General features: G+C 36.0%; 17 protein-coding genes, 11 tRNA genes and 1 pseudogene. 18 read left to right on the forward strand and 11 right to left on the reverse strand.

What is annotated here, in order from left to right:
- Positions 1-138: 138 nt before the first annotated feature.
- Entirely contained in the window at positions 139-1,860 is a 1,722-nt protein-coding gene (locus F3G75_RS06590; RefSeq protein ID WP_103559951.1) for a Tn7-like element transposition protein TnsE, read from the forward strand.
- 53 nt (positions 1,861-1,913) lie between these two features.
- Positions 1,914-2,609, forward strand: coding sequence for a pentapeptide repeat-containing protein (locus F3G75_RS06595; RefSeq protein WP_103559950.1), 696 nt, complete (start codon positions 1,914-1,916; stop codon positions 2,607-2,609).
- Between the two features lie 321 nt (positions 2,610-2,930).
- On the opposite strand, the gene F3G75_RS06600 is transcribed toward F3G75_RS06595, so the two are convergent.
- The 10 genes from F3G75_RS06600 to F3G75_RS06645 form a co-directional block, all read right to left on the reverse strand.
- On the reverse strand, positions 2,931-3,725 hold the full coding sequence (locus tag F3G75_RS06600) for a class I SAM-dependent methyltransferase (RefSeq protein ID WP_103604735.1): 795 nt from the start codon (positions 3,723-3,725) through the stop codon (positions 2,931-2,933).
- Positions 3,722-4,456: an ABC transporter ATP-binding protein gene (locus F3G75_RS06605; RefSeq protein WP_103593415.1), complete on the reverse strand. Its 735-nt coding sequence runs from the start codon at positions 4,454-4,456 to the stop codon at positions 3,722-3,724. The genes F3G75_RS06600 and F3G75_RS06605 overlap by 4 nt, the downstream gene beginning before the upstream one ends.
- On the reverse strand, positions 4,456-5,457 hold the full coding sequence (locus tag F3G75_RS06610) for a FecCD family ABC transporter permease (protein ID WP_103604734.1): 1,002 nt from the start codon (positions 5,455-5,457) through the stop codon (positions 4,456-4,458). The genes F3G75_RS06605 and F3G75_RS06610 overlap by 1 nt, the downstream gene beginning before the upstream one ends.
- Positions 5,450-6,499, reverse strand: coding sequence for an ABC transporter substrate-binding protein (locus tag F3G75_RS06615; protein ID WP_103593417.1), 1,050 nt, complete (start codon positions 6,497-6,499; stop codon positions 5,450-5,452). Before F3G75_RS06615 ends, F3G75_RS06610 begins: the two co-directional genes overlap by 8 nt.
- 32 nt (positions 6,500-6,531) lie before the next feature.
- Positions 6,532-7,494, reverse strand: a complete 963-nt coding sequence (locus F3G75_RS06620; protein ID WP_103559946.1) for an ABC transporter substrate-binding protein — start codon at positions 7,492-7,494, stop codon at positions 6,532-6,534.
- Between the two features lie 32 nt (positions 7,495-7,526).
- Positions 7,527-9,383: a TonB-dependent receptor domain-containing protein gene (locus F3G75_RS06625; RefSeq protein WP_103604732.1), complete on the reverse strand. Its 1,857-nt coding sequence runs from the start codon at positions 9,381-9,383 to the stop codon at positions 7,527-7,529.
- 202 nt (positions 9,384-9,585) lie between these two features.
- On the reverse strand, positions 9,586-10,503 hold the full coding sequence (locus F3G75_RS06630) for a TniQ family protein (protein ID WP_169779396.1): 918 nt from the start codon (positions 10,501-10,503) through the stop codon (positions 9,586-9,588).
- Positions 10,504-10,547: 44 nt separating this feature from the next.
- Complete coding sequence (locus F3G75_RS06635) at positions 10,548-11,441, reverse strand: TniB family NTP-binding protein (RefSeq protein WP_103559943.1); 894 nt, start codon at positions 11,439-11,441, stop codon at positions 10,548-10,550.
- A 12-nt stretch (positions 11,442-11,453) separates the two neighbouring features.
- Positions 11,454-13,352 (reverse strand): TnsB C-terminal domain-containing protein, encoded by a 1,899-nt coding sequence (locus F3G75_RS06640; protein ID WP_103559942.1) that lies wholly within the window; start codon positions 13,350-13,352, stop codon positions 11,454-11,456.
- Entirely contained in the window at positions 13,345-13,989 is a 645-nt protein-coding gene (locus F3G75_RS06645; RefSeq protein ID WP_103559941.1) for a TnsA endonuclease N-terminal domain-containing protein, read from the reverse strand. The genes F3G75_RS06640 and F3G75_RS06645 overlap by 8 nt, the downstream gene beginning before the upstream one ends.
- A gap of 312 nt (positions 13,990-14,301) precedes the next feature.
- Between F3G75_RS06645 and F3G75_RS06650 the strand changes: the two are divergent.
- From F3G75_RS06650 to F3G75_RS06725, 16 genes and pseudogenes are all read left to right on the forward strand, one after another.
- Positions 14,302-14,937: pseudogene (locus F3G75_RS06650) on the forward strand (ATP-binding protein); the annotation flags it as partial.
- Positions 14,938-14,939: 2 nt separating this feature from the next.
- A complete protein-coding gene (locus F3G75_RS06655) occupies positions 14,940-16,343 on the forward strand; it encodes an NAD(P)H-hydrate dehydratase (protein ID WP_149717004.1) in 1,404 nt (467 codons plus the stop codon).
- The gene (gene purN / locus F3G75_RS06660; RefSeq protein ID WP_149717005.1) at positions 16,325-16,912 is read left to right on the forward strand and encodes a phosphoribosylglycinamide formyltransferase; all 588 of its coding nucleotides are present in this window, start codon (positions 16,325-16,327) and stop codon (positions 16,910-16,912) included. The genes F3G75_RS06655 and purN overlap by 19 nt, the downstream gene beginning before the upstream one ends.
- The gene (locus tag F3G75_RS06665; protein ID WP_149717006.1) at positions 16,905-17,633 is read left to right on the forward strand and encodes a TerC family protein; all 729 of its coding nucleotides are present in this window, start codon (positions 16,905-16,907) and stop codon (positions 17,631-17,633) included. Before purN ends, F3G75_RS06665 begins: the two co-directional genes overlap by 8 nt.
- A 15-nt stretch (positions 17,634-17,648) precedes the next feature.
- Complete coding sequence (locus tag F3G75_RS06670; RefSeq protein WP_149717007.1) at positions 17,649-18,029, forward strand: VOC family protein; 381 nt, start codon at positions 17,649-17,651, stop codon at positions 18,027-18,029.
- A 102-nt stretch (positions 18,030-18,131) separates the two neighbouring features.
- A tRNA-Pro gene (locus F3G75_RS06675) sits at positions 18,132-18,209 on the forward strand.
- A 9-nt stretch (positions 18,210-18,218) separates the two neighbouring features.
- A tRNA-His gene (locus tag F3G75_RS06680) sits at positions 18,219-18,295 on the forward strand.
- 6 nt (positions 18,296-18,301) lie between these two features.
- A tRNA-Arg gene (locus F3G75_RS06685) sits at positions 18,302-18,378 on the forward strand.
- Between the two features lie 15 nt (positions 18,379-18,393).
- A tRNA-Arg gene (locus F3G75_RS06690) sits at positions 18,394-18,470 on the forward strand.
- Positions 18,471-18,485: 15 nt separating this feature from the next.
- Positions 18,486-18,570 (forward strand) — tRNA-Leu (locus tag F3G75_RS06695).
- A 140-nt stretch (positions 18,571-18,710) separates the two neighbouring features.
- Positions 18,711-18,786: transfer RNA gene (locus tag F3G75_RS06700), tRNA-Lys, on the forward strand.
- Positions 18,787-18,799: 13 nt separating this feature from the next.
- Positions 18,800-18,875, forward strand: a tRNA-Glu gene (locus tag F3G75_RS06705).
- A gap of 18 nt (positions 18,876-18,893) precedes the next feature.
- A tRNA-Val gene (locus F3G75_RS06710) sits at positions 18,894-18,969 on the forward strand.
- 8 nt (positions 18,970-18,977) lie between these two features.
- Positions 18,978-19,054: transfer RNA gene (locus tag F3G75_RS06715), tRNA-Asp, on the forward strand.
- Between the two features lie 114 nt (positions 19,055-19,168).
- Positions 19,169-19,244: transfer RNA gene (locus tag F3G75_RS06720), tRNA-Lys, on the forward strand.
- A gap of 8 nt (positions 19,245-19,252) precedes the next feature.
- Positions 19,253-19,327, forward strand: a tRNA-Glu gene (locus tag F3G75_RS06725).
- A 540-nt stretch (positions 19,328-19,867) separates the two neighbouring features.
- Here F3G75_RS06725 and F3G75_RS06730 read toward each other — a convergent pair.
- Complete coding sequence (locus F3G75_RS06730; RefSeq protein ID WP_149717008.1) at positions 19,868-22,243, reverse strand: tetratricopeptide repeat protein; 2,376 nt, start codon at positions 22,241-22,243, stop codon at positions 19,868-19,870.
- Positions 22,244-22,257 lie beyond the last annotated feature (14 nt).

The raw sequence follows: 22,257 nt of genomic DNA on the forward strand, positions 1-22,257 counted from the left end.
ATTAAAAAATCGAAGAGAATAATTATACTGCACAATTTCTATATTGTGTGGTATATAAGAATGATCTTTTATATATAAATTTTTAAGCTTAGAATAGAACAAAATAGATTCTAAGGAGTGCTCAGAGGGCTTTGGGTAATGAATGAAAGTGTGATTTTACAAGATTTGATATTGACAAAATTACCAAAAAATAAAAAGTTGATTGTCTTTTCATATGGAGATATTTATCAAAACGAAACGAATTTTAGTATCCCAATCATTTTAAAAGAGATATTCAAAGATAAACCCGAATATTTTCTATCTTTTTTCAACCTAAAAGAAATTTGTGCTTTCCCGTTGGGTACTGTTATTGAAAACCAGCAAAAAAATGGAACCAGTGCAGGAGATATTCACAATTTTCAAATAAGTATCGGCGATGGATTGCTGGTGACCAAAAATCTTAAGAATATACCTATTTTAGATAAGTTTATGAGTGAGCTGCCTGAGAAAATAGGTAAATACAATATTGGTTGGCATAAAAATCAGCAAAAATATTCAACCTTTACAGATAATTTATCTGGAAGAACGGTTATTTTTCCACACTATGAAATCGCAAGATATTTCTACTTTACATCAGCATCGATGACTAGACAAATTATGTCGGAGACTCAGGGGCAAAATAGTTCATTGGATGGCCTTTATAAAAGAGCAACATTAGATAATGGGATTGGTAAAATATACTTAAAATTCAATGCAAATAATATTGATGCAGAAAATATATATAGATTTGTTATAGACAAAAGAGCTAATAATATGTGGCTACAAATAAGAAGAGATATGGTTGCTAGCAAAATATTATCTGAGCATAGGAAACAAAGTGCTAACTTTGTGGGCTCGCCAAATACGATGACTATTCAAGCAAATTTTCCAGTACCTGGAAAAATAAATTTTAAGGCAAGAGTTAAGGTATTAAGTGATGGATCATTGCTTGTTTTAAAAATCTTGCAAGAAAATTCGTTTTATCCATTTGAACAGCTTAAAGTTATTAGAGAGCTTCCTGGAGGAAAAAAAGATATAATAGGTGTGATAAAAAGCACAAAGCTGTCCAAGAAAGATTTAACGAATCAACTCAATGAAAGAACCCCCAATATTTTACATAGTTCAGTAAGTATAGTAGATAAAGATGAGGATGCTAATTTAGAGGCAAAGTTAGATCTGCTCAATAAAACTATTGAATTTGAAACGATTACAGAAGAAGACCAAAGTAGAGAAATAGTACGAGGAAGTGATAAATTGCAGGAGGACAAATTAGATCTAAGCTCAAACGACGCGGAAGTGCAGGGCGATCTAAATACTACAGAGGGGCACTTGAAAAAAGAAGACGAGGATAGTGAGCAAGAAACCGGAAGTTATATAACTATCGAAGACATAAAAGCCATGTTGATGTATTGCTCTGATATTTATTGCGATTTTTCATACAAAATTTTAAAATGCGAGGACTTGCCTCAAAAACCAAAAAACTATCGAGGAAGGCATGCGTGGAAGAGGGCTACAATGTTGGATGGAGTGACTCCTAGAAAGTATATAGTGGTTGAGATATACTACAAAAATTGTAGGTACATTATTCTTGAGATACAAAAAGACAAATTGTTAGAAACGCTTAGTACGCTTTTAATTAGGGATTATTATAATAGTATAGATGAGGATATCGTGCAAGAAATAGTCACAAACATTGCAAAAACGAGTAATAGTTGGTTGCAGGATTTAAAATTTAAAATGACCAAATACTATTTATACCATCCATATGATACACGTGAGAAAAAGATACAAGATTGGGGCAAGAGGTTAAAATGCGTACTGGAGAGATATCAAGAAAAATGACTCATTATAATATAATCTATAAATACGAATAAAAATTAATAGATAGAGGTTGCATGCCCGTAAACGACAAAAATAAAAAAGCTTTTAGTTATAGTTGCGTGGATAGGAGTGGCAGGAAATTTATATATAAAAATTTTAATAAATCATGCAGCTATAAAACCAATTTTTCCGGCACTATATTTGACGGCACTTCTTTTATTGGAACAAAATTTAAATTTTGCAGTTTTTATGAAGCCCAAATAAGATCTTGTTTATTAAATGGAACGCTTTTTAGAAAATGTAATTTAACGAATGCACTTTTTGAAGATTCAATTATTTCATCTTCGGTTTTCAAGGAGTGTAAAATTAAAAATTGCAAATTTTATAATTGTAAAATAGTATGCACAAGCGGCTTATCAAAAATTATTAGTAAAAGAAATTTAAAAAATACCGAAATATTAACAGCTTTTCCTAGTAGTAATAATTATAGCAAAGAGCTATTAAAGGCTTTTGATAAACTTCGCAATAACCGCTTTATAAAAAATTCTAGCGTATTATTTCAAAAAAGAGATGCAATAAATACACTATCGGTCGATATATTGGTATCAGAATTTGGTGAAAATTTTCTAGTAAATAATTTATCAAGCCTTAATCATATATCTTGTGATTTTCATACATTGAGCTATATTAAAAAAATATTGTATAAAAAACAAAAAAATGATACAATAAATGAACTCGGTTCTATTGCCACACAGGGCTCTATAAGCTAATCAAACACTCGTCTACGGACTGATGCGAGTTAAAGGTGTTTGTAATACAAAAATTAGCGGAGGTGCTACCTATGGTATCAGATGTTTTGACGGTTGTCTCTTTTTTTACATTAATGTGCTATAAAACCTTGCATTACATTGGCTCTGTGTTTAGCAATAGGATGTATTTTTTAATAATGCGTAAAAACCTAGCATTAATATATCAGGCATCTTAAAGAATTGCCATCGTATCCCGTATGCTCAAATATCACTAACTATAAATATATGATATTTTTAAGACCAATCCAAATTTATTGACCATAACAGTTAATTATAAAATTATCATTTATCTACTCTTATGAAAGCCCAGTTCATATATTCTTGTTTTCGCTCAAAGCGGTTGCCGTTAAAGTACTTATTGAGATTATAAACTTCTGGCTCCGTAAGCTCTCTCGAAAGTCCCCATTGTATTTTTTTAACAAGATCGTCGATAGTTTCAGGTATTCCATCACCGCATGAAGTTTGTATATACTCTAGCTTTGGAAGATATCCCATTTGGAATAAAATATTTATTAAATATATAAAGTCTGGTCTTTTTTCAATATTGCTTCCAAGAGCATTTAAAACGTCTTCGTTAATGAAACTACCGACTTTAAAAGTAATATAAAGGGCTTTTTTCGTCTTTGAAAGTAATTTCTCTAGGGCTTGTTTTAAGTCATCTACGTCAAGGCAACGAGATGCAAACGTAATATCGCACTCAGGTACGTCGCTAAAGTCGTCTTCGAATGCTTTTTGCGCGAATTCAATATTTTTACAATTAAAATCCCGAGAGTTTTGTTCTGCGAATTCTAGCATTTTCGACGAAAAATCATAACCGTAAATTTTATCTACCTTATTTGCTGCAGCTATGCTTAATGCTCCGGTACCGCATGCGAAATCAAGAAGCGTTCTTGCGCCATCAAAATCGACTCTTGAGATAAAGTCTTTAACATAGTCGCTCTTAAGTACGCTCTCGCTAAAGCTTGCTGCCTTAACGTCCCATTTGGCTACTGATTTCCTAATAAAAGAGCTATTTGTTCTTTGCTCCTTATAAAGCTTATTAAAATCCAGCCTATCGTAATTAGAAGGTAATATCATAATTTGTCCTCATATTTTTGATAATCTATTCCGTAAATCTTATCTATATTTGATGGATTTATCAATTCATCGCACTTTCCAAAATCTAGTATCTTGCCGTCTTTTAAAAACAATACTAGATTTGAAACAAATTTAGCGTGACGAGGGTAATGAGTGGTTTGTACGAAAGTATACCCCTCGTCTTTTAGCGTCTTTATCATTTCAAGTAGTTTAATTTGATTGCCGAAGTCAAGCCCGGTCGTAGGTTCGTCCATAAAAATAACTTTGGCGCCTTGTACTAAGGTTCTAGCGATATATGCTAGCTGCCTTTGTCCACCGCTTATTCTAGTATAAAGTTCATCTTTTAGCTCTAAAATACCCATTCTTTCCAATGCATACTCGGCAAGCTTTTTGTCGGCAAGGCTAAAGTTAGAAAATAAAGACGTTCTGCACAATGCGCCCATTAGTACTATATCAAATACGCTATATTCATATGACGGGGCATGCGTTTGAGGAACGTAGGCTATAAGCCTTGCAAGTTCTTTTTTTTCGTAATTCCTTACGCTTTTACCGCATATATTTACCGTACCCTCAAATTTTAAAAATCCAAGCATAATACGCAGGAGAGTGCTTTTGCCGCTACCGTTTGCGCCCAAGATACTAAGCGTATCGCCTTTTTTGATACTAAAACTTATACCGTTTAGTATATTCTTATCTTTGTATCCGAATTTTAGATTTCTGATTTCTATCATTAAAAACTCTTTTTAGCTCTACGAAGCACTAGAATAAATATAGGTATTCCAAACAGTGAAGTTACTATACCTATCGGGACTTCAAAAGTAAACATAAGTCTCGAAAAGTTATCGCAAAAAAGTAAAAATATAGCACCTATCATAGCTGAACTAGACAATACGGCGCGATTATCCGCTCCGAATATAAAACGAGCCATATGTGGAACTATAAGACCTATCCAACCGATAATACCGGCTATCGTTACGCTTAGGGCACTGATAAAAGTAGCAACCAAAATAACGAAAATTTTAACCCTAGCAACATTTATGCCCAGACTTTTAGCCTCTTCTTCTCCCAAACTCAGTGCATTTAAATATTTGCCGCTAAAGGCCAACAATAGTATTCCCGCAAACATCGGTAGAATCGAAATTTGAATAAAATTCTTCGAAGCAAACCCTAGGCTACCCATTAAAAAATAAGTAATAGCCGGCAATGAGTCATTTGGATCGGCTGCGTATTTCAATGCTGATAGTAATGATGTGAAAAGAGAACCGCTAATAACACCTCCTAGAACCAATACTATAATACTGCCAGAGCGTGAATAAAAGGCCGATATGCTTAAGGCCGTCAGTACCGCTATAAAACCAAACGCAAAGGTACTAAGCTGAATGAGATATTCGTTTAATCCGAAAAACATTCCTATGGCGGCGCCGAATCCGGCACCGCTTAAAACCCCAAGTATTGATGGACTTACTAGAGGATTTACAAACATGGCTTGGTATGCTGAGCCAGAAATAGCCAAACTAGCGCCTATTATAATGCAGGCCATTATTCTAGGAAGGCGAATTTCCGTTATCAAAGTATGCATAACTTGATAATTTTTCAAGTCTTCGCCTTTTATAACGGCTTTAAAATATGTTAGATAATCTTCCGCATTAAAGCCGTATTTTCCTATTAGTACCGAAAGTAACATAAACCCTAGCAATAAGATACTTAAAAACGTAAAGGCTTTTTTACTCACCTATAAGCTCTTTTACTTGGTTATCGCTTATGTCAACCTCTAGGAATAATTTATAAAAGTCCTTAACTTCCTTATTCATATTGAATTTAAATACATCAGGGTGAGTTAAATTTATAAGCCATTTAAGCCCTATGAATCTCATAAATGAAGGCGGACGATCAAACCAAGAAAATGGTTCGCGAGGTAAGTAATAAGCTCTTTTATTTTTTACGGCTTTTAGTATTTGCCATTTAGGATCGTCATAGATTTTATCATAAAAGCTCTTCTCGAAAATTAATATAATATCAGGATCATATTCGGCTATTTGTTCAAAGCTAATTTTAATGTGCCCATAAGCCGTAGCATCCGGATTTCCACTGCATTTATGTACATTTTCGGCACCGCTTAGCTCTATAAGCCTAGTATGCCATGAGCCCTCGCATTCAGTAGCTAGTCCGTCGGGATCTTCGGCATAGTATATTTTAGGCTTAACAACTGAGTTTTTTACTATATATTCATTAAGCTCTTTTGAAATATCCATGGTTTTTTTAGAATACTCTATTAGCTTTTTTACTCTATCTTGCTTATCTAAAATTTTGCCCAAAACCTCAAGAGAGTCAATGTAATCTTCTAGTTCATAGCCTTTTAAGTACAGCATAGGTTTATTTATGCCACCCAGGGTTTCTTTGAATTTCTTTTGAGTATTTTTAGAGTCAGAATTTACTAATATCAAATCAGGATCTAGCTTTAAAAGCATTTCCATATTTGGAATTTTGCCTTGCCCGAAAAATCCTCCTACTACCGGCTGGTTAATCATACTCTCTTTTAGATACGGCTTTTCTCTTTTACCGAAACTAGAATTTATACCGCTGACTTTCTCGGGAGCAACGGTATATAGCAAAAATAGTAACGGTGGATTACTGGCGTAAACTTTATTTGGGACTCCATTTAAAGTCTGAATATCTACGCTATTTTTTGATATAAATTCATCAATCTGTTCGTTTGTCATAGCAAACGAAATATTTAGAGAAACAAATAATAAACACAAAATATGTTTTAACATGACATTATCCTTTTTTATAAATTTATCTTTAATTATAGAAACAAACTCTTGTCGGGCATCTTACCGCCCAAAAGCTTTGGATTAAACTCAAAAATAGTTTCAAAAAATGACATTATCTCATCTTGCATATCGCGAGCTTTTGTTACCGTCAAATTTGCCCTATCAAATGCATTAACCAGTGCCGGCTCTGGAACCGGTAGATATTCGGCTCCTATTTTGGCAGCACTTTGCTTATTATCTTTGATCCAAGATAGAGCGTTAGTTAAGTCGCTATGAAGCGTATCAAATAGAGGCAAATTTGCTTTATAAAAATCTACGTCGACTATAATGCCCGCCATCGGAATGTACGGCTTGGTATTAAAGCTTTCTCCCCAGACCTTAGGAATATCTACTCCGTAATGTACCGCTATCCCCATTTTCTTCCCGCGCAGTATGGTTGCTGCCGGAAGAGGTTGAGGGGCGATTAAAATATCATAATCTTTTTGTAAAAATAATCCTGCAGCTTCCGGCGGCGTCTGCGTATACGTAATGTCTATTTTGGAAATATCTATTCCTCGTTTTTTACAAAGCGCTCGCAGAACCAAATCAGGCATATCACCCTTAAAAGGAATTATTAATTTTTTGCCGATAAAATCTTCAAAAGTTTTTATATTCTCATCTTTTACCATGGCTTGTATCGTACCAAGGCTAAGCAAATTTAGCATAGCTAAATTTAAGCCGTGATTTCGCATGTTTGCTCCCACGTTTGATGGCGCCATAGTGATTTTTATTTCCCCATTAGCTACGCCTGCTCGGAGTTGATCCGTACTATTCCAAATGCGTAACCTCACGTCATGAGTCTTTGCTAGCTCGCCTTGTAGGCTTGCTACGGCCATTATCACGCTAGGGATTGCCGGCGCGCCCCACATCGTGAAATTTTCCTTCGCAAAAAGGCTCGGCGCAAGAGCTGTAGCACCAATCGCCGCGCCAAATCCTAAAAAACCTCGTCTATTCATATTGTATCTCCTTGCTATACAGATAGTTGTCTTTAAAAACTAGAGTGGAAGCTGACAAACACCGCCCTCCCCGGCGCGTGCACCACAGGATCAGGATCTAGCGCTCCTACGTGCTCACCGCTGATAAACTCGGCGTAATCTTTATCAAAGATATTCGTCACGCCAAGCCTCACGCCCCAGCTGTTTTTAAACTCAAATCCGCCGTAAACGTCCATCGTCGTAAAGCTCTTAGCCGCTTCACGCTTGTCGATGCCAAAGCCGGTGGCTTTATCGAAATCTCCTCTATTTTGCTTTGCTACGTAGCGCACCGCCGTGCCGATATTGTAGCTGCCAAAGCTCGCGTAGTCCTTGTAATCAAAGGCCAAATTTGCCTCAAACGGGCGGATCTGATAGAGCGGTCTGCCGTCGGTTTTGTTTTGTCCGTAGTTGTAAAATAATGAAGTTTTTAGCCCGAAATTTCGCGCGAAATTATACTCCCCGCGCAAATTTACGCTGTAAATCCTAGCATCAACGTTGCGCGTGATGACGGCGTTTTTATTCATCGGCGCGGCAGCGGCCGAGTGGCGACGATCGTAGATAACTAGATCCTGCGCGTCGTCTGCGATAAAGTACCCGCCCAGACTAAAGCTATCCTCGCCCTGACGCGAGCTCATGTATTCTTTATAAAATTCGCTCTTATAGGTAAAGCCCAAATTTACGCGGTTGTGGCGCTCTGGCTTAATAAACGGATTGCTGATCCAGCCTCTAGTAGTCGGCCCATAGAGACTGCTAAAGCGTTCCATATTGCTCGGCATACGATAAAGACTTTCTATAGCCACATAGTAATTATCTTGCTTATTGGGCGTGAAGTCGTATTTTAGGCTAGCGCTTAAGCCATTCTGTTTTATGTTGCCGTCAAAGTCTTTGCCGTAAATTTGTTTAATAAGCTTAGCGACGGTATTTATCGCGCTTGCTCCGTTATAAACCGTATTTAAATCATTTAAATTCGACTTCATCCAGTCGTAGTTTAGAGCTAGGCTGAGCTTGTGCGCGTCAGTAAATTTATAGCTTAGCGTATCAAAAACTCTCGTTTTTTTATTCGTTACGTCTGCAAACCTAAAGCCGTTTAAAACCCAATCATTGCCTATTTTACGATATCTTTTGCCCTCATGATTATCGTGCTGATATCCTGTACCGACCACATTGTGCCAGTTTGAAAAATCAACATCGTATTTTAGCTCCGTATCTATAATCTTTCTATCTACTTCTACCTTTACCATATTAGAAGGGTCTGCGCGGCGCAAATGATAATTGTCGTTTCTTCTGCTCACGTCGCGTAATGCTATTTCAAAATTTAACGTATTAGATAAATCCTCTTTACCTAGCCTGGCGTTAAACTTACCGATATATCGTTGCGTCTTTATCGAGTCGGCAGTATGGTGAGGCTGCTTGTCATCGTCAATATTATCGTGCACTAGCGTAAATCTAAACTCACTTAGCTCACTAGGCACGAAACCCACGACCGCGCTTTGCCCCTGCCTGGCATAGCCGTAGTTCCATTCCCTGCCGCCACCGTCTTTGTAGCGATTGGCTTTAGAAAAGTTTGCGTTTAAAATCGTATAGAAATTTGCACCGCGGTATTTAAAAAGTCCCGAACTATAAAACGTCCTGCCGTAAAATCCGCCCGCGACGTGAAATTTGTCCATCGAATTATCGAGCAAATCCGTCACAAAAAAATAATCATCCCTTGGCACGCGGTTGAATTGATTTTCGGGAAACGCGCTTTGAGCGATGTTTGGCGTATAAGGTGGCGGAGGCGTAAAATCCTTTATCGGCTTTATAACGTCGGGATTTGCACCGTTTGCAAACAGTACCATCGTAGCCGCAGCCAGACTGATAGCTAATCTCATTAGAAATCCTTTTAGATATAATTATGATTTTTTATATCAAAATATCAAAAAGAATTGTAGTGCAATAATTTTTAAATAAACTTGATGTGGAATAATAATTAAATATCTATGTAAAGAAGTTAATATTAAGCAGGGGGCGGATTACTGTGGCCTTTTAAATAGGTTTAATGGTAATTATATCTTTATATTCAAATACCTATTTTTATCTAAAATCTTTATATATATGGCACTGCAATATGTGATTATTTTGAATAAAATCTTTAAAATTTGAATCTGATTGAATCAAAAAACAAGAGCCGGAATACAGTAGATACTGTTCTTCTATGGTTATAAAGTCCTCATAGCATTTATTTTTAGTTGTAGTATTAAATTTTATGACATCTCCTAATATTTCGTGCTCAAATACGCCATCTGTTTTTCTCCATAAATAAATCATTTTATTAATCTGTTTTAAAAAATGAAAAAAATCGATTGACGCTACTTTTTTTCCGAATTTTATACCGTAGCCCTCACTTAGTATTTGTAGCAAACATTCTACTGCTTTAAGCCCGTAAGAAAGTTTATTTATAGTATGAGCAGGTGCCGTTTTAAGATCGGTGCCACATTTATAGCAAAAAGTAAAGTCTCTTTCGTTGTAATGCTTATAAATTACTAGTGGAGAGCCACATGTAGGACATCTGCTGTGCAGAAAACAGTCGTGCTTGATGCATGCTGTATAAAAAGAAAGTCTCCATGTCTTTCTAAAGTAGGGTACTATATCCTCCTTTAGGCATTTGGGACAAAATCTTAATCCGCCATTTCTTTTTATATGGCAATAGTTCCCAAGGGGCTGTACAAAGCGAGTTCTGGTTCTACCATTAATATGTTCTTGTAGTTTTCCTTCATAGCTTTTTAATGTCATATCTAGAATTTGCTCCTTTGATAAATGACTTTTTTCCGAGAGTCGCTTCATAAGATCTTGAGGACACCATATATCCAAATCCCTTTGCCAGATAATATTTCTTGCATATTCTCTAAAATGCATGTTAGTAAAAGATGTAGCTGCTGCATCGTTTGCTAGAGCTACTCTTACTAGCCATGACGATAGTAATTCGTCGTCTTGAGGCTTTGGATGAATCACAAAGTCCCTATCGTTTAAATTTATAAATCTAGTAACATGGCTTATCATATTTCTATAAAATCAGTAATATTTTTTCTCATAGAAGGGCGCACAAAATTAGATTTTTTAAGTGTTTCCATGGTAATGCTTTCAATTTTTTGTTCTATGGCATATTGAGCAGCTAAGTTTATTAAATCTATAATTTCTCCTATATACCCTTCAGAGTAGTCTAAAATATAATTTGATATCTCTTTTGAGGTGGCCATATTTGATTGTTTTCTTAGAGGGAGAGTTTTTTCTATGCTTGCCAGTAAGGATAAAAAAGATCTATCGTATTTCCATTTTGGTACAACCAGTGGCGGAAATCGATTACTTATTTGTGAATCTGTATTTATAGCATGTAGTGCATCGGCAGTGCCTACCAATATGATGGGTATCATTAACTCGTTGCTAAGATTTTTTAATGCCACCATAAAGGCTTTTTGTTTTTGTACGGGTGCCACTATAATATTGTGTATTTCATCGATTATAAGCATATTAGTGCGACATAGTAAAAATATTCCCTCAACCTTTTCTTTCTTTTTTGTAGCTCTGTCTGTGTTTTTATATGGGACCCCTAGCTTGTGTAAAATACTTCCATATAGGTCTGATGGATTGGAGCTTTCGGGCGCACTCACCGCTACTACTGGCGTTATTTTGACATTTTCATCATCATATGGCATATGGCTTCTAATAAATTTATTTACGATAGACGTTTTTCCGTTGTTGGTTCCGCCAACAATAAGCCTGCCTTTCATTCTATTTTTTTTGGGATGCTTAAGATGAAATTCTAATTCTTTTAGAATTTCTTTGGCAATTGGGTATAAAAACCACTTCTCGTTTAACATAAAAGCAATTCTTTCTTCATCTGTAAGCAATAATGCATCTTGTGCTTGTTGAATTAAATGTTGGTTTTCCATAGGTTGTTGCCTTTATAAAATCTCTATATCATCGAAAGGCTCAACATCTTTATATAAATCAGATAAAGATATGTCATTTTCAGCATCAGATGAGGCATTTGACTTAGATTTGGTCTTTGGTATATTATCAAATTTCCTTTTCGTATCTCTATGTTTTTGTGCGGAGTGCTTCCTTCTTATACTTTTTACTTTTTGCGCAGAATCTTTTTCGATTTGTTTCATTTTTTCATATGCCGAAAAGATAGTCACTTCATCGTATCCAGTTACATTGTTGTCGTCAAGATATTTTTTGATAGCCCTTAAATCCCAGACTGATATTGGAGGATAGGATATATTCCTAAAAGGAATTGGATAATACTCCTTTATTTCAGGATCATAAAACCAAATTGTACTTATATCTCTTAGGTCTCTTTTGAAAATAAATTTTCTAGCTTTCTTGTCTTTATCTTTGGCTCTAATCCATCTTCTTAAGGCATCTGCATAGTATTGAATGCTATCTATTTTAATTCCAGATTGCTGGATTGTGCGTTCAATAGTAGGTAGTAGCGAAATTTTAAATTTATCTTCATCAGCAATTCTTTCAGGCAGGCCTCTACCCAAGGATGTTTTGCCATCGCCGAATATTCCTATCTCGTATTTATGCTCTGGAGTACAATTTATGCCGCTATGTATCTGTTTGTGGTAAACATTTATGATGTATTCGGTAAGCCATTTTTCAAGAGACTTGAGCGTCATAGTGGCATATTTTTCGGATTTATATTCTCCTCTTTGCTGAATATTTGAAAAAGTGGTGCCAGGCAGAGTGTGTACTTCTCTCATAGCGGTACCTATAATCCTTTCTATGTGACCACCAAACTGCGGTCTTGCAACAGGTCTCCAATTTAACTCTATGCCGTAGTGCTCACAAACCCTTTGCAAATCCTTTCCTCTAAATTCTGCCGCATTATCGAGTCCTATTGTTTTAGGAATCCCCCAAATATTCCATTCGCCATCGACTTCTAGGCTTCTTAAATATTTCTCTTTTGATAGCATTGCTTGTGTAAGGCATTGTGAGACTGAAAAATAACTAGGTTCATCTAGGCTTATAAAAAACCCCATGACCATTCTACTATAAATATCCATCGCTATGGTCAAATATGGTCTTCCTATAGGCTGTCCGTACACTTCATCTACAACAATAATATCCATTGGGGTATGGTCGATTTGTATAAAATCAAGCGGATATTTTCCTGCTGGAAACATACCATCTGTATTTCTATATTTTCTGTCGGCCATTCTAGCGCTTTCTCTTCGTTTAAGAACTTCCTTGTCCGACAGCGACTGGATTCTGGAGCGTACCGTGTTTTCGCTAGGCGGCTTAATTTTTGCATTTTTACATCTTTGGACTATCGCCATATATGTCTTTTTTGATGAATATTTCTGTTTCGAGAGATATAGCTCCTCAATTGTTTTTTTAATTATCAATTCCACCTCTTCAACTGTTCTAAGACGTCCTCTGCCTCCCTTGGCTTGATTTTTTGGGGCTATAGAAGCTAGAAGATTGCCTGAGTTTTTGTATGCTTCAAGCCACCTATAAATTGTACTTGGGTGCAAGTTATATTCAGCAGCCCTTTGCTTGATGGCCTTAATTCTATTGGTGACTACACCCAAGATAGGCTTTATAATTTCTAGTCTTTTGTTGGCTTCGTCCCAGTCATTTGAACTTAGTTCTAAGGGGTTGATGTCTTGTTGATTATCTTCTTGATTGGAAATTTGAGACTCTTTTGTCATTTCTTGAATAGGGAGAATAGCTTTTTCTCCAGTTGAAATATTCTGTGCCATGATTTCTTGAAAGTTAATTTGTCTAACAACTATATATTCTACATTGTTATAAAAAATATGCATGCCTATAGCATATTGCACCTTATTCATCGCAGATCCTTATTGGAGTATTAAAATTTATAGGCTTATACATATCTATTTTGAGCTTTGAAGAAAAAACTAAATACCAAATATAGGGAATGAATTCTGCTTGTCTTAGCCTATTGTCGCTAATTTGGTTTAAAATATATGCAAGTGTTTTTCCTGAATATTTTTTACACAAGTTAAATGCGTCTTTGACCGCATTGGTGCTCTGAAGATTAGCATATGTGTAGATTAGTTTTGCATTCTCAAGATATATTGGATCTATATCTAGTTCTGTAAATATTTTAAAATTCATATCATTTTCATACAGATATTGTTCAATTTGAAAGAATTTTGCATCGAGAAAAACTTTCTTTTCTTTAAGCTCTTCGCTAAATTTGATTTCAAATACGCATGGAAGCTTATTAAAATTTGGATAGTATTGTACTAGACAATCAGGGGTATATCTGTAAATTGAATTTCTATAGGCATATTGTGTTGTAAGCGGTTGTTCCTCATAGGATTGCACTTCATGATTAAATTCTAAAAGTAAGTAAAAGTCTCTTTCGAGCAAAGATTCATAGGAGATAGGCGACTTGTTTTTCAGACTCTGAAATATTCCGGTGGATGAGCGATAGTTTTTTGGAATTTTTCGTACTGACATAGCTACCTTTTTATTAATTTACTTTAGATCTAGTGAAATTAATTGTTTTCTATATCTCAATTATATTTTTTAAAATACTATACATGTATTATACCGCCTTTAAAACTTTTTAGCAACTTTTATTGAATTTTTATAATATTTTAGCAACTTTTATTGAACTATTCGCAACTTTTATTGAATTTCTAGTAGCTTGTTTTTAATTTTAAAAAATAGTAAAATAGTATCAATTTAACTGAAAATAGGGCAATGATTTTACATAATGCATTTCTCAATCGCTTTTATTCATTCGCAACTTTTATTGAATCTTACAGCGGTTCAAATGTTGCAAAGATCGGTGAAATCGCACTTGCAAATGGTGGAGTGCTATTTTTTGACGAATTTCCTCACTTTTCTAAACAAGTGATTGAGAGCCTCAGAGAGCCACTAGAGGACAATCAAATCCACATCGCAAGAGTGAATTCAAAAGTGACTTATGAAACTAAGTTTATCTTCGTAGCAGCTCAAAATCCATGTCCTTGTGGAAATTTATTCTCTCGCAATCTAAATTGCAAATGCAGCGAAAACGAGATAAAAAACTATAAATCAAGAATTTCAGCTCCAGTGCTTGACCGCATTGATTTAAAAGTTGCTATGGACGAGAGTTCGCCAGATGACAAGGCGAGTTTAAGCTCGCAGCAGATGAGTGAGATGGTTTTAAAGGCTTTTATATTTCAAAAAAAACGCGATCAAGATGAGCTAAATGGCAAGCTAAATGACGCACAAGTAGAAAAATTTTGTCTACTGGATAATGAAGCAAGAGAAATTTTACAAAAGGCAGCCTCGAGGTACAATCTTTCTCAAAGAGGCATAAAAAGGACACTTAGAGTGGCTAGAAGTATCGCTGACCTTGATGAGAGTGGGCAAATTTTAAAGCCCCACATCTTAGAGGCGCTTAGTTTTAGGGCATAAAGATGAAAAATTTATATGTAGATACAAGAATTTTGGATGAGAGGGTGAGTGAGAAATTTAACCTTAGCGAAGAAATTTTAATGGAAAATGCAGCCGCAGCCATAGCAAATTTCGTACGTAAGAAATTTAAAAAAGGTATGAGGGTACTAGGCATTTGCGGTGGTGGGAATAACGGTGCTGACGTGCTTTGTGCTTTAAGAATGCTTGAGGGTGAGTTTGAGTGTGAATTTATCCTATCTAGTAAAAATTTAAAGCCACTAGCCACCAAACAGCTTGAGCGAGCTAAATCTGCTAGCGTGCGTGAGAGTAAAGATGTAGAAAATAGCTTTAATAGCGCAAAGTGCGTCATAGACGGACTTTTTGGCTCTGGTTTAAATAGAATCTTAGACGAAAAGTACATAGAGCTCATCTCAAAAATAAACAAAAGCTCTGCCTACACTATCGCTTGTGATATGCCAAGCGGGCTAAGCAGCGATGGCAAGGTGCTAGGTGCTTGCGTAAAAGCGGACATCACGATCACGATGGGAGCTAGAAAGCTTGGGCTTTATAGTGACGCTGCAAAAGACTTTGTTGGCAAGATAAAGGTCGCTGATCTTGGCATAAGCGCGCAAAACTACGAGTGCGAGAGCGACTATCATTTGCTTGAAAAATGCGACCTTATGCTTCCAAATAGAAAATATCAGTGCGTAAATAAGGGCGACTTTGGCCATGTATTTATCCTATCTGGTGAGCATATAGGAGCTAGCATGCTTTGCGCAAAGGCGGCATTTGCCTTTGGGTCTGGGCTAGTTAGCGTGATAAGCAATGAGAGTCTAAATTTGCCAACGCAGATCATGCAAGATAGCAAGATAAGCAATAAAATGAATGCCGGAGCCGTTGGCATGGGGCTTGGTAAAAAGGGCGTAGAAGAGCTTGAAGTGCAAATTTTAAAAGGCAAAAAGTTAGTGCTTGACGCTGATATCTTTTACAGCACAAAAGTGCTTGACCTACTAGATGAGAACTGCGTCTTGACACCCCATCCAAAGGAATTTTGCTCACTTTTAAAGCTTTGTAATATAGCAGATATCGACGTAAAAACATTACAAGAAAATAGATTTGCTTACGCTAAGTCTTGGAGCGAGAAATTTAAGGCAGTACTTGTGCTAAAAGGTGCAAACACTATAATCGCCAAAGAGGGGCAAATTTTTGTTATGCCTTATGGTAAAAATATACTTGCAAAAGGCGGAAGTGGTGACGTGCTAAGCGGACTTGTACTTGCTCTTTTAGCTCAAGGTTACGAGCCACTGGATGCTGCCATATCGGCTACACTAGCTCATGCGCTAAGCCTTAGAAATTTTGGCAAAAACAGCTACGCGCTCGAGCCAACAGACATTATAAAAGGAGTAAAATGCTTACGAAAAAAATAGCCGTACTTTTTAGCGGTAGTGGCTCAAATTTAGAAGCGATACTTAAAAAAGTTCATAATCAAATTTTTAATGGTATAAAAATCGAAGTTTGCCTTTGTATCTGCAACAAGCCAGGCGCATACGGCATAGAGCGTGCTAAGAAATTTGGGCTTGATACGACGATAATAGAGAGTGCCAAATTTACAAATAGAGAAGAATTTGACGCTGCAGTCGTAGAGCAAATTTTAAAAAGCGGCGCTGAAATAACGGTGCTTGCTGGATTTATGAGGATATTAACTCCTGTTTTTACATCACAGATAAAAGCCATAAATTTACATCCTTCCATATTGCCACTTTTTAAAGGCGCTCATGCGATAAAAGAGAGCTTTGAGAGCGAGATGATGCTCGGCGGAGTTAGCGTGCACTACGTGAGCGAGGAGCTTGATGGAGGTAAACTCATCGCACAAAGAGCGTTTGAAAGAGAAGATGGTATGAGCTTGGAGGACTGGGAGAGTAAAATTCATGCGATAGAGCATGAAATTTTGCCTGAGAGCATAATAAAAATTTTAACAAAGGAAGCAAATGTTTGAATGGATGACTTCGCCAGAAGCGTGGATATCACTACTTACGTTAACTGGCTTAGAGATAGTTTTGGGTATAGATAATATTATATTTATCGCTATTTTGGTGGGCAAACTACCGCCAGAGCAGCGCGGCAGTGGTAGGATTGTCGGTTTAGGGCTAGCTATGGTGACTAGAATTTTACTTTTACTTTCATTGTTTTGGATCATGAAGCTTACGAAGCCACTCTTTACTATCGCAGAATTTAGCATAAGTGGCAGGGATTTGGTGCTTATACTAGGTGGTCTATTTTTACTTGTAAAATCAACCCTTGAAATACATTCTAGTGTTTCTGGTGATGGCGAAGAGCATCAAAATAGTACAAAATCACATGCAAATTTCTTGGTTATTGTAAGCGAGATAGCTGTTTTGGATATCGTTTTTTCTCTTGATAGTGTTATCACGGCTGTTGGAATGGCTGATCATATAGAGATAATGATCATAGCTGTTATTTTAGCAGTTGGCGTGATGATGCTAGCGTCAAAAGGTATTTCTAATTTTGTAGATAATAATCCAACAATAAAAATTTTAGCACTTGCATTTTTGGTGCTTGTGGGTATGACTCTTGTTGCTGAAGGATTAGGATTTCATATTCCAAAGGGATATATCTATTTTGCGATGGCATTTTCATTGGCAGTGGAAAGTATAAATATATATGCCAAAAAGAAAAAAGATGGTTTGTTGCACTAATAGAAATTTAACAAAATGCAGATAAAAAATATTGACCATATTGTTCTTGTGGTAAGCGATATAGAAAAAGCGATTAATTTTTACTGCGAAATTTTAGGGATGCAGCTTTGTAAAAATAATGGTCGCTTCTCTTTAAAATTTGGCTCGCAAAAGATAAATTTACATAAATTGGAAGGTGAGTTTTTGCCATCTGCAAAATATCCCAAAAAAGGCAGTACCGACATTTGTTTTGTGGTGGATGATCCTATAGAAAATGTACGCGCTGAGTTACTTGAAAAGGGTGTGAAATTTGAACTTGATATCGTAGAGAGAAATGGGGCACTTGGGGTCATGAAAAGCTTGTATTTATATGATTTTGATGGAAATTTAATAGAACTTAGCTCATATAGAATATAAAATTTTTAGTTTAAGTATTTTTTAATTGACATTAAAAAAAAATCTAGTTAAAATACGACTTTTTAATGAGGTAGTGGCATAAACTTACAAACACGACTCAGGCGGGGTGTAGCGCAGTCTGGTTAGCGCATCTGGTTTGGGACCAGAGGGCCGAAGGTTCGAATCCTTTCACCCCGACCATGTTAAATGGTGAGTGTAGCTCAGTCGGTTAGAGCATCAGATTGTGGTCCTGAGGGTCGTGGGTTCGATTCCCATCACTCACCCCATTTTGGGCGCTCGTAGCTCAATTGGATAGAGCGACAGACTTCGGATCTGTAGGTTATGGGTTCGACTCCTATCGGGCGCGCCACTTAAAATACTTTATGCGCTCATAGCTCAGCTGGATAGAGCAACGGCCTTCTAAGCCGTAGGCCTCAGGTTCGAATCCTGATGGGCGTACCACTTTATTATTGTTGTGCGGATGTGGTGAAATTGGCAGACACGCCAGACTTAGGATCTGGTGCCCCACGGCGTGAAGGTTCAAGTCCTTTCATCCGCACCATTCTTTTTTTATAATTTGAGATAAACTTATATTATTAAAAATTAAAGTTACCCTTTATTATAGAAAGTATTAGGTACTTTTCTTGTTTCTTGACATGTAATAATGTTTTTTGTATAATCTCAATTCTTTTTTAAACAAATGTCTTGCTAGCTCAGTCGGTAGAGCATCTCACTTTTAATGAGGGGGCCGTTGGTTCGAATCCAACGCAGGACACCATTTTTGGGTTTATGACCCTTTCGTCTAGTGGCTCAGGACTCTACTTTCTCTGTGTAGAAACAGAGGTTCAAATCCTCTAAGGGTCGCCAGATATTTTTTAAATTTTAGGTCGCTTAGCTCAGTTGGTAGAGCGCCACCCTTACAAGGTGGATGTCATAAGTTCGAGTCTTATAGCGACCACCATTTTAGGTGCAGCGGTAGTTCAGTTGGTTAGAATGCCGCCCTGTCACGGCGGAGGTCGCGGGTTCGAGCCCCGTCCGCTGCGCCATCTCTAAACCTTAGTTTAAGGTTATTATAAATTTTCTTATTATTGAGTGATAAAATTTAGATTTTAAGATTATTAGTTCTAAAATTAGGCTTTATAGTTTGTATTATGTTTTTTGCCTCGTTAGCTCAGTTGGTAGAGCATATCACTCTTAATGATGGGGTCGTAGGTTCGAGGCCTACACGGGGCACCATCCATTCTGGCCCATTCGTCTAGCGGTTAGGACACCAGCCTCTCACGTTGGTAACACGAGTTCGAGTCTCGTATGGGTCACCATTTTTATAATCCTTGTTACTTTTCAATTTGTTACATAGAAAATTTATTAAAAATGTATACTTTTTTGCTTAGTAAATTGCTACTAAAAACGTAAAAAATTAATTTTTATATTGTTGTTTAATTAGCGTGTAGTATATGATAAATTTTAGAAGTTAATTTACAATAAGCTAAAAATTTCTATAAATACAATAAAACACATCATATAAATATAATTAAAAGCGTTACAAGTTGTTTTTGCTTTGATCTATTGGAAAAAAACTTATTAAGCATTTTTAATTTTTAAACTTATAAATCGTAAAACAGCCTATATTTGTTATTAAAGAAAGGTGCTTAAAATTTTTAAGATCATACCAGATCTCGTGCGTTAAAAATCATTAAGGCTTACGATAAAATATAGTTCTTTTTATAATATAAAGAGCATTTGATGGCAATATAAAAAATTAAATACATAATTAAAGAAAGCTTAACTTAAATAGCAAAAATAAAGGTTAAAATTTAAGCTCAAATATAAAACTAGCAAAGTAAGCTATTTCTTTGTATTTAGTTTTTGCCTATCATGTCAAGCTTAGCTTTGCAAGCATCTTTATACGGGCTTACAAAATTTGAGTCAAAGCACTCATTTAAATAAGGCCTAGCCAATTTAAACTGCCTTTGTCTTATATAAATTTCACTTATCAAATTTAAAGCGTGTAAGCGGTCTTCTGGCTCAAGCTTCATGTTCAGTATAAATTTCGCCTCGTCAAGCGCCTCACCTAGGTTATCTGTCTTTAATAATGCTTCTGAGTAGTTAAAATTTATCTTTGGCGAAAAGGTATTTATCTTGGCTTTTGTTTGTAGCTCAAGAGCTTTTTTAGCATACGTTGTAGCGATAGCGTAGTCATTACTTTTTATCGCGTAGTCACTTATAGCTGTATATGCTTCGATAATCTTAAAGTCTTGGCCTCTTAGCTGTTCGATAGCACTAATGGTTGAGATCGCCTCCGTAAAGCGTTTTAATGCAAGCAATGAGTAAAACCTGTCAAAAAGAGATGGTGTTGGATCTGAGTATTCGACTGATGAGCCAAGTGAAAGCGCGTCATTTGCGGCAATGATCGCATGCTCGTAGTCTTTATTTTTATATAAAATTTTGCTCAAATTTACAAGCCACTCGACCCTATCTTCTAAATTTTCATCTTTTGCATGAGCTTTTGCGAGCTCAAGTGCATCATTGTAGCGAGCCGTTCTAAAGTAGCAGTTAAAAAGCTTAAATTGTGGTAATGAGATTTTATTTATATCGTAGTTTTCAAGTAAATTTATAACAGCCGTGCAATCATCTTTTATAAAATACTCTTTTGTAAGCTCTAGTGCAGCCTCATTTATCAGCTCCATTGCCCTGCTTAAATTTCCATCTTTTGCCATGGTTTTGTAAGATAGTGCATCGGAGAATTTGCGCTCTTTAATATCCAGCTCAAGCTCGCTTATAAGAGCCTTTTGGCTAATATTTGTCCCGGCATATTTTTCAATTAGCTCTTTATATCTAGCATGAAGTGCAGTGGCATTTTTATCTTTTTCTTCAAAAAATAATCCATCTTTTGCTTTAGTGACTTCATCGATATAATCACCATATTTAAACTCTGTCTCATACTTATTTAAGTATTCGTATGCTTTTTTCTCATCTTTTGTTTTGGCTAGATTTAGTGCTAAATTTTTTAAAGCAACTTCATAAAAATCTTTCGTCCTATCGCTATTGTTTATCAAAATTTCATAAATTTTAGCAGCCACATCAGGCATATCTTTACTTGCAAATGTAGTTGCAAGATTCATCGACTTTGTTGGGTTATTCATAAAAAATTTTTCATTCGCATTTGCAATTTTTAGTATAAATTTCTTTGCTTCATCAAATTTTTCTTTATCAATATTTGCATCAGCTAGGCTTAGTGCTGCTCTACTTGCAAGGTCGATGTCGTTTGTAGAGTAAAGCACTTTTTCATAGTCTTTTAGCGCTTCTTTTTGTCTGCCTATTTTGTAGAGATAATCAGCGTAATCAAGCGCTGCAAGTTTTGTAAATTTTGAGTTTGCATGCTCTTCGTTTAAGATATCAAGCATATATTTTGCATCACTTGCGATGCTATCTTTTAGGTAGGCTCTAGCGATTAGATATAGCACTTCTGGATAGTTTTCATCAGATGGAAATTTTCTGATCCAAGCCCTACCTTCGCTTACGATATCTTTTGGCTCGATCTCTTCAAACTCATTTTTTGTCTCAAAAATTTTATCAAGAGCCCTTAAACGAAATAGCAAAAATTCACTTGAAAAAAGGCTATTTGGATGCCTTTTTATCGCTGTTTGAGTGTCTTTTACTACATTTTCATAAGCGCCCTTTTCATAAGCTCTTTTTATACTTATGTAGATATCAATGTCATTACTATCAAGCCCAGCAATAGGAGCTTTGTTAAGATCAAGCGCTCCGATGCTGGGATTTAGCATATCTTTAAAATCAGGTTTAAAATTTAGCCCAGACTTTCTCTTGTTATTTTCACTGAGCGAAGTATCTATAATTATGCTAAAGTGTTTTGAAATGGTTGTTTTTGGGCTATCTTGCACGTTTTGGCTATTATAAAGCTCAGTTTTTATATTTAGCAGTTTTGACGGTACTTTTGGCATTATGACGATAAAAAGTTTGCCATCTTGCTTTTTATATTTTATATCCATTAATGGCAGTGTCGTATCTTCAATTTTGGGCAAAATTTCATCATCTAGCATACAGACATAGCGTTTGGTATCGTAAGCTAAAATTTGCTCCACGCATTCAAATTCTTGCTCATCGCTTAGCTGAAGAACGCTATAAGGTTTATCACCATTTGCGCCGCTATTTAGGCTAAGATTAAAAGCGGTTAGATAAAGCGGAAAAAATAAAATAATTAAGAGCTTTTTCATGCCGCAATTATAGT

The sequence above is a fragment of the Campylobacter concisus genome (genome assembly GCF_902460705.1).
Lineage (GTDB): Bacteria > Campylobacterota > Campylobacteria > Campylobacterales > Campylobacteraceae > Campylobacter_A > Campylobacter_A concisus_Z.

Bases quoted from the DNA above. Each gene is read 5' to 3' on its own strand.
- F3G75_RS06590 (WP_103559951.1), top strand. From the start codon at position 139: ATGAATGAAAGTGTGATTTTACAAGATTTGATATTGACAAAATTACCA.
- F3G75_RS06595 (WP_103559950.1), top strand. From the start codon at position 1,914: ATGCCCGTAAACGACAAAAATAAAAAAGCTTTTAGTTATAGTTGCGTG.
- F3G75_RS06600 (WP_103604735.1), bottom strand. From the start codon at position 3,725: ATGATATTACCTTCTAATTACGATAGGCTGGATTTTAATAAGCTTTAT.
- F3G75_RS06605 (WP_103593415.1), bottom strand. From the start codon at position 4,456: ATGATAGAAATCAGAAATCTAAAATTCGGATACAAAGATAAGAATATA.
- F3G75_RS06615 (WP_103593417.1), bottom strand. From the start codon at position 6,499: ATGTTAAAACATATTTTGTGTTTATTATTTGTTTCTCTAAATATTTCG.
- F3G75_RS06620 (WP_103559946.1), bottom strand. From the start codon at position 7,494: ATGAATAGACGAGGTTTTTTAGGATTTGGCGCGGCGATTGGTGCTACA.
- F3G75_RS06625 (WP_103604732.1), bottom strand. From the start codon at position 9,383: ATGAGATTAGCTATCAGTCTGGCTGCGGCTACGATGGTACTGTTTGCA.
- F3G75_RS06635 (WP_103559943.1), bottom strand. From the start codon at position 11,441: ATGGAAAACCAACATTTAATTCAACAAGCACAAGATGCATTATTGCTT.
- F3G75_RS06640 (WP_103559942.1), bottom strand. From the start codon at position 13,352: ATGAATAAGGTGCAATATGCTATAGGCATGCATATTTTTTATAACAAT.
- F3G75_RS06645 (WP_103559941.1), bottom strand. From the start codon at position 13,989: ATGTCAGTACGAAAAATTCCAAAAAACTATCGCTCATCCACCGGAATA.
- F3G75_RS06655 (WP_149717004.1), top strand. From the start codon at position 14,940: ATGAAAAATTTATATGTAGATACAAGAATTTTGGATGAGAGGGTGAGT.
- purN (WP_149717005.1), top strand. From the start codon at position 16,325: ATGCTTACGAAAAAAATAGCCGTACTTTTTAGCGGTAGTGGCTCAAAT.
- F3G75_RS06665 (WP_149717006.1), top strand. From the start codon at position 16,905: ATGTTTGAATGGATGACTTCGCCAGAAGCGTGGATATCACTACTTACG.
- F3G75_RS06670 (WP_149717007.1), top strand. From the start codon at position 17,649: ATGCAGATAAAAAATATTGACCATATTGTTCTTGTGGTAAGCGATATA.
- F3G75_RS06730 (WP_149717008.1), bottom strand. From the start codon at position 22,243: ATGAAAAAGCTCTTAATTATTTTATTTTTTCCGCTTTATCTAACCGCT.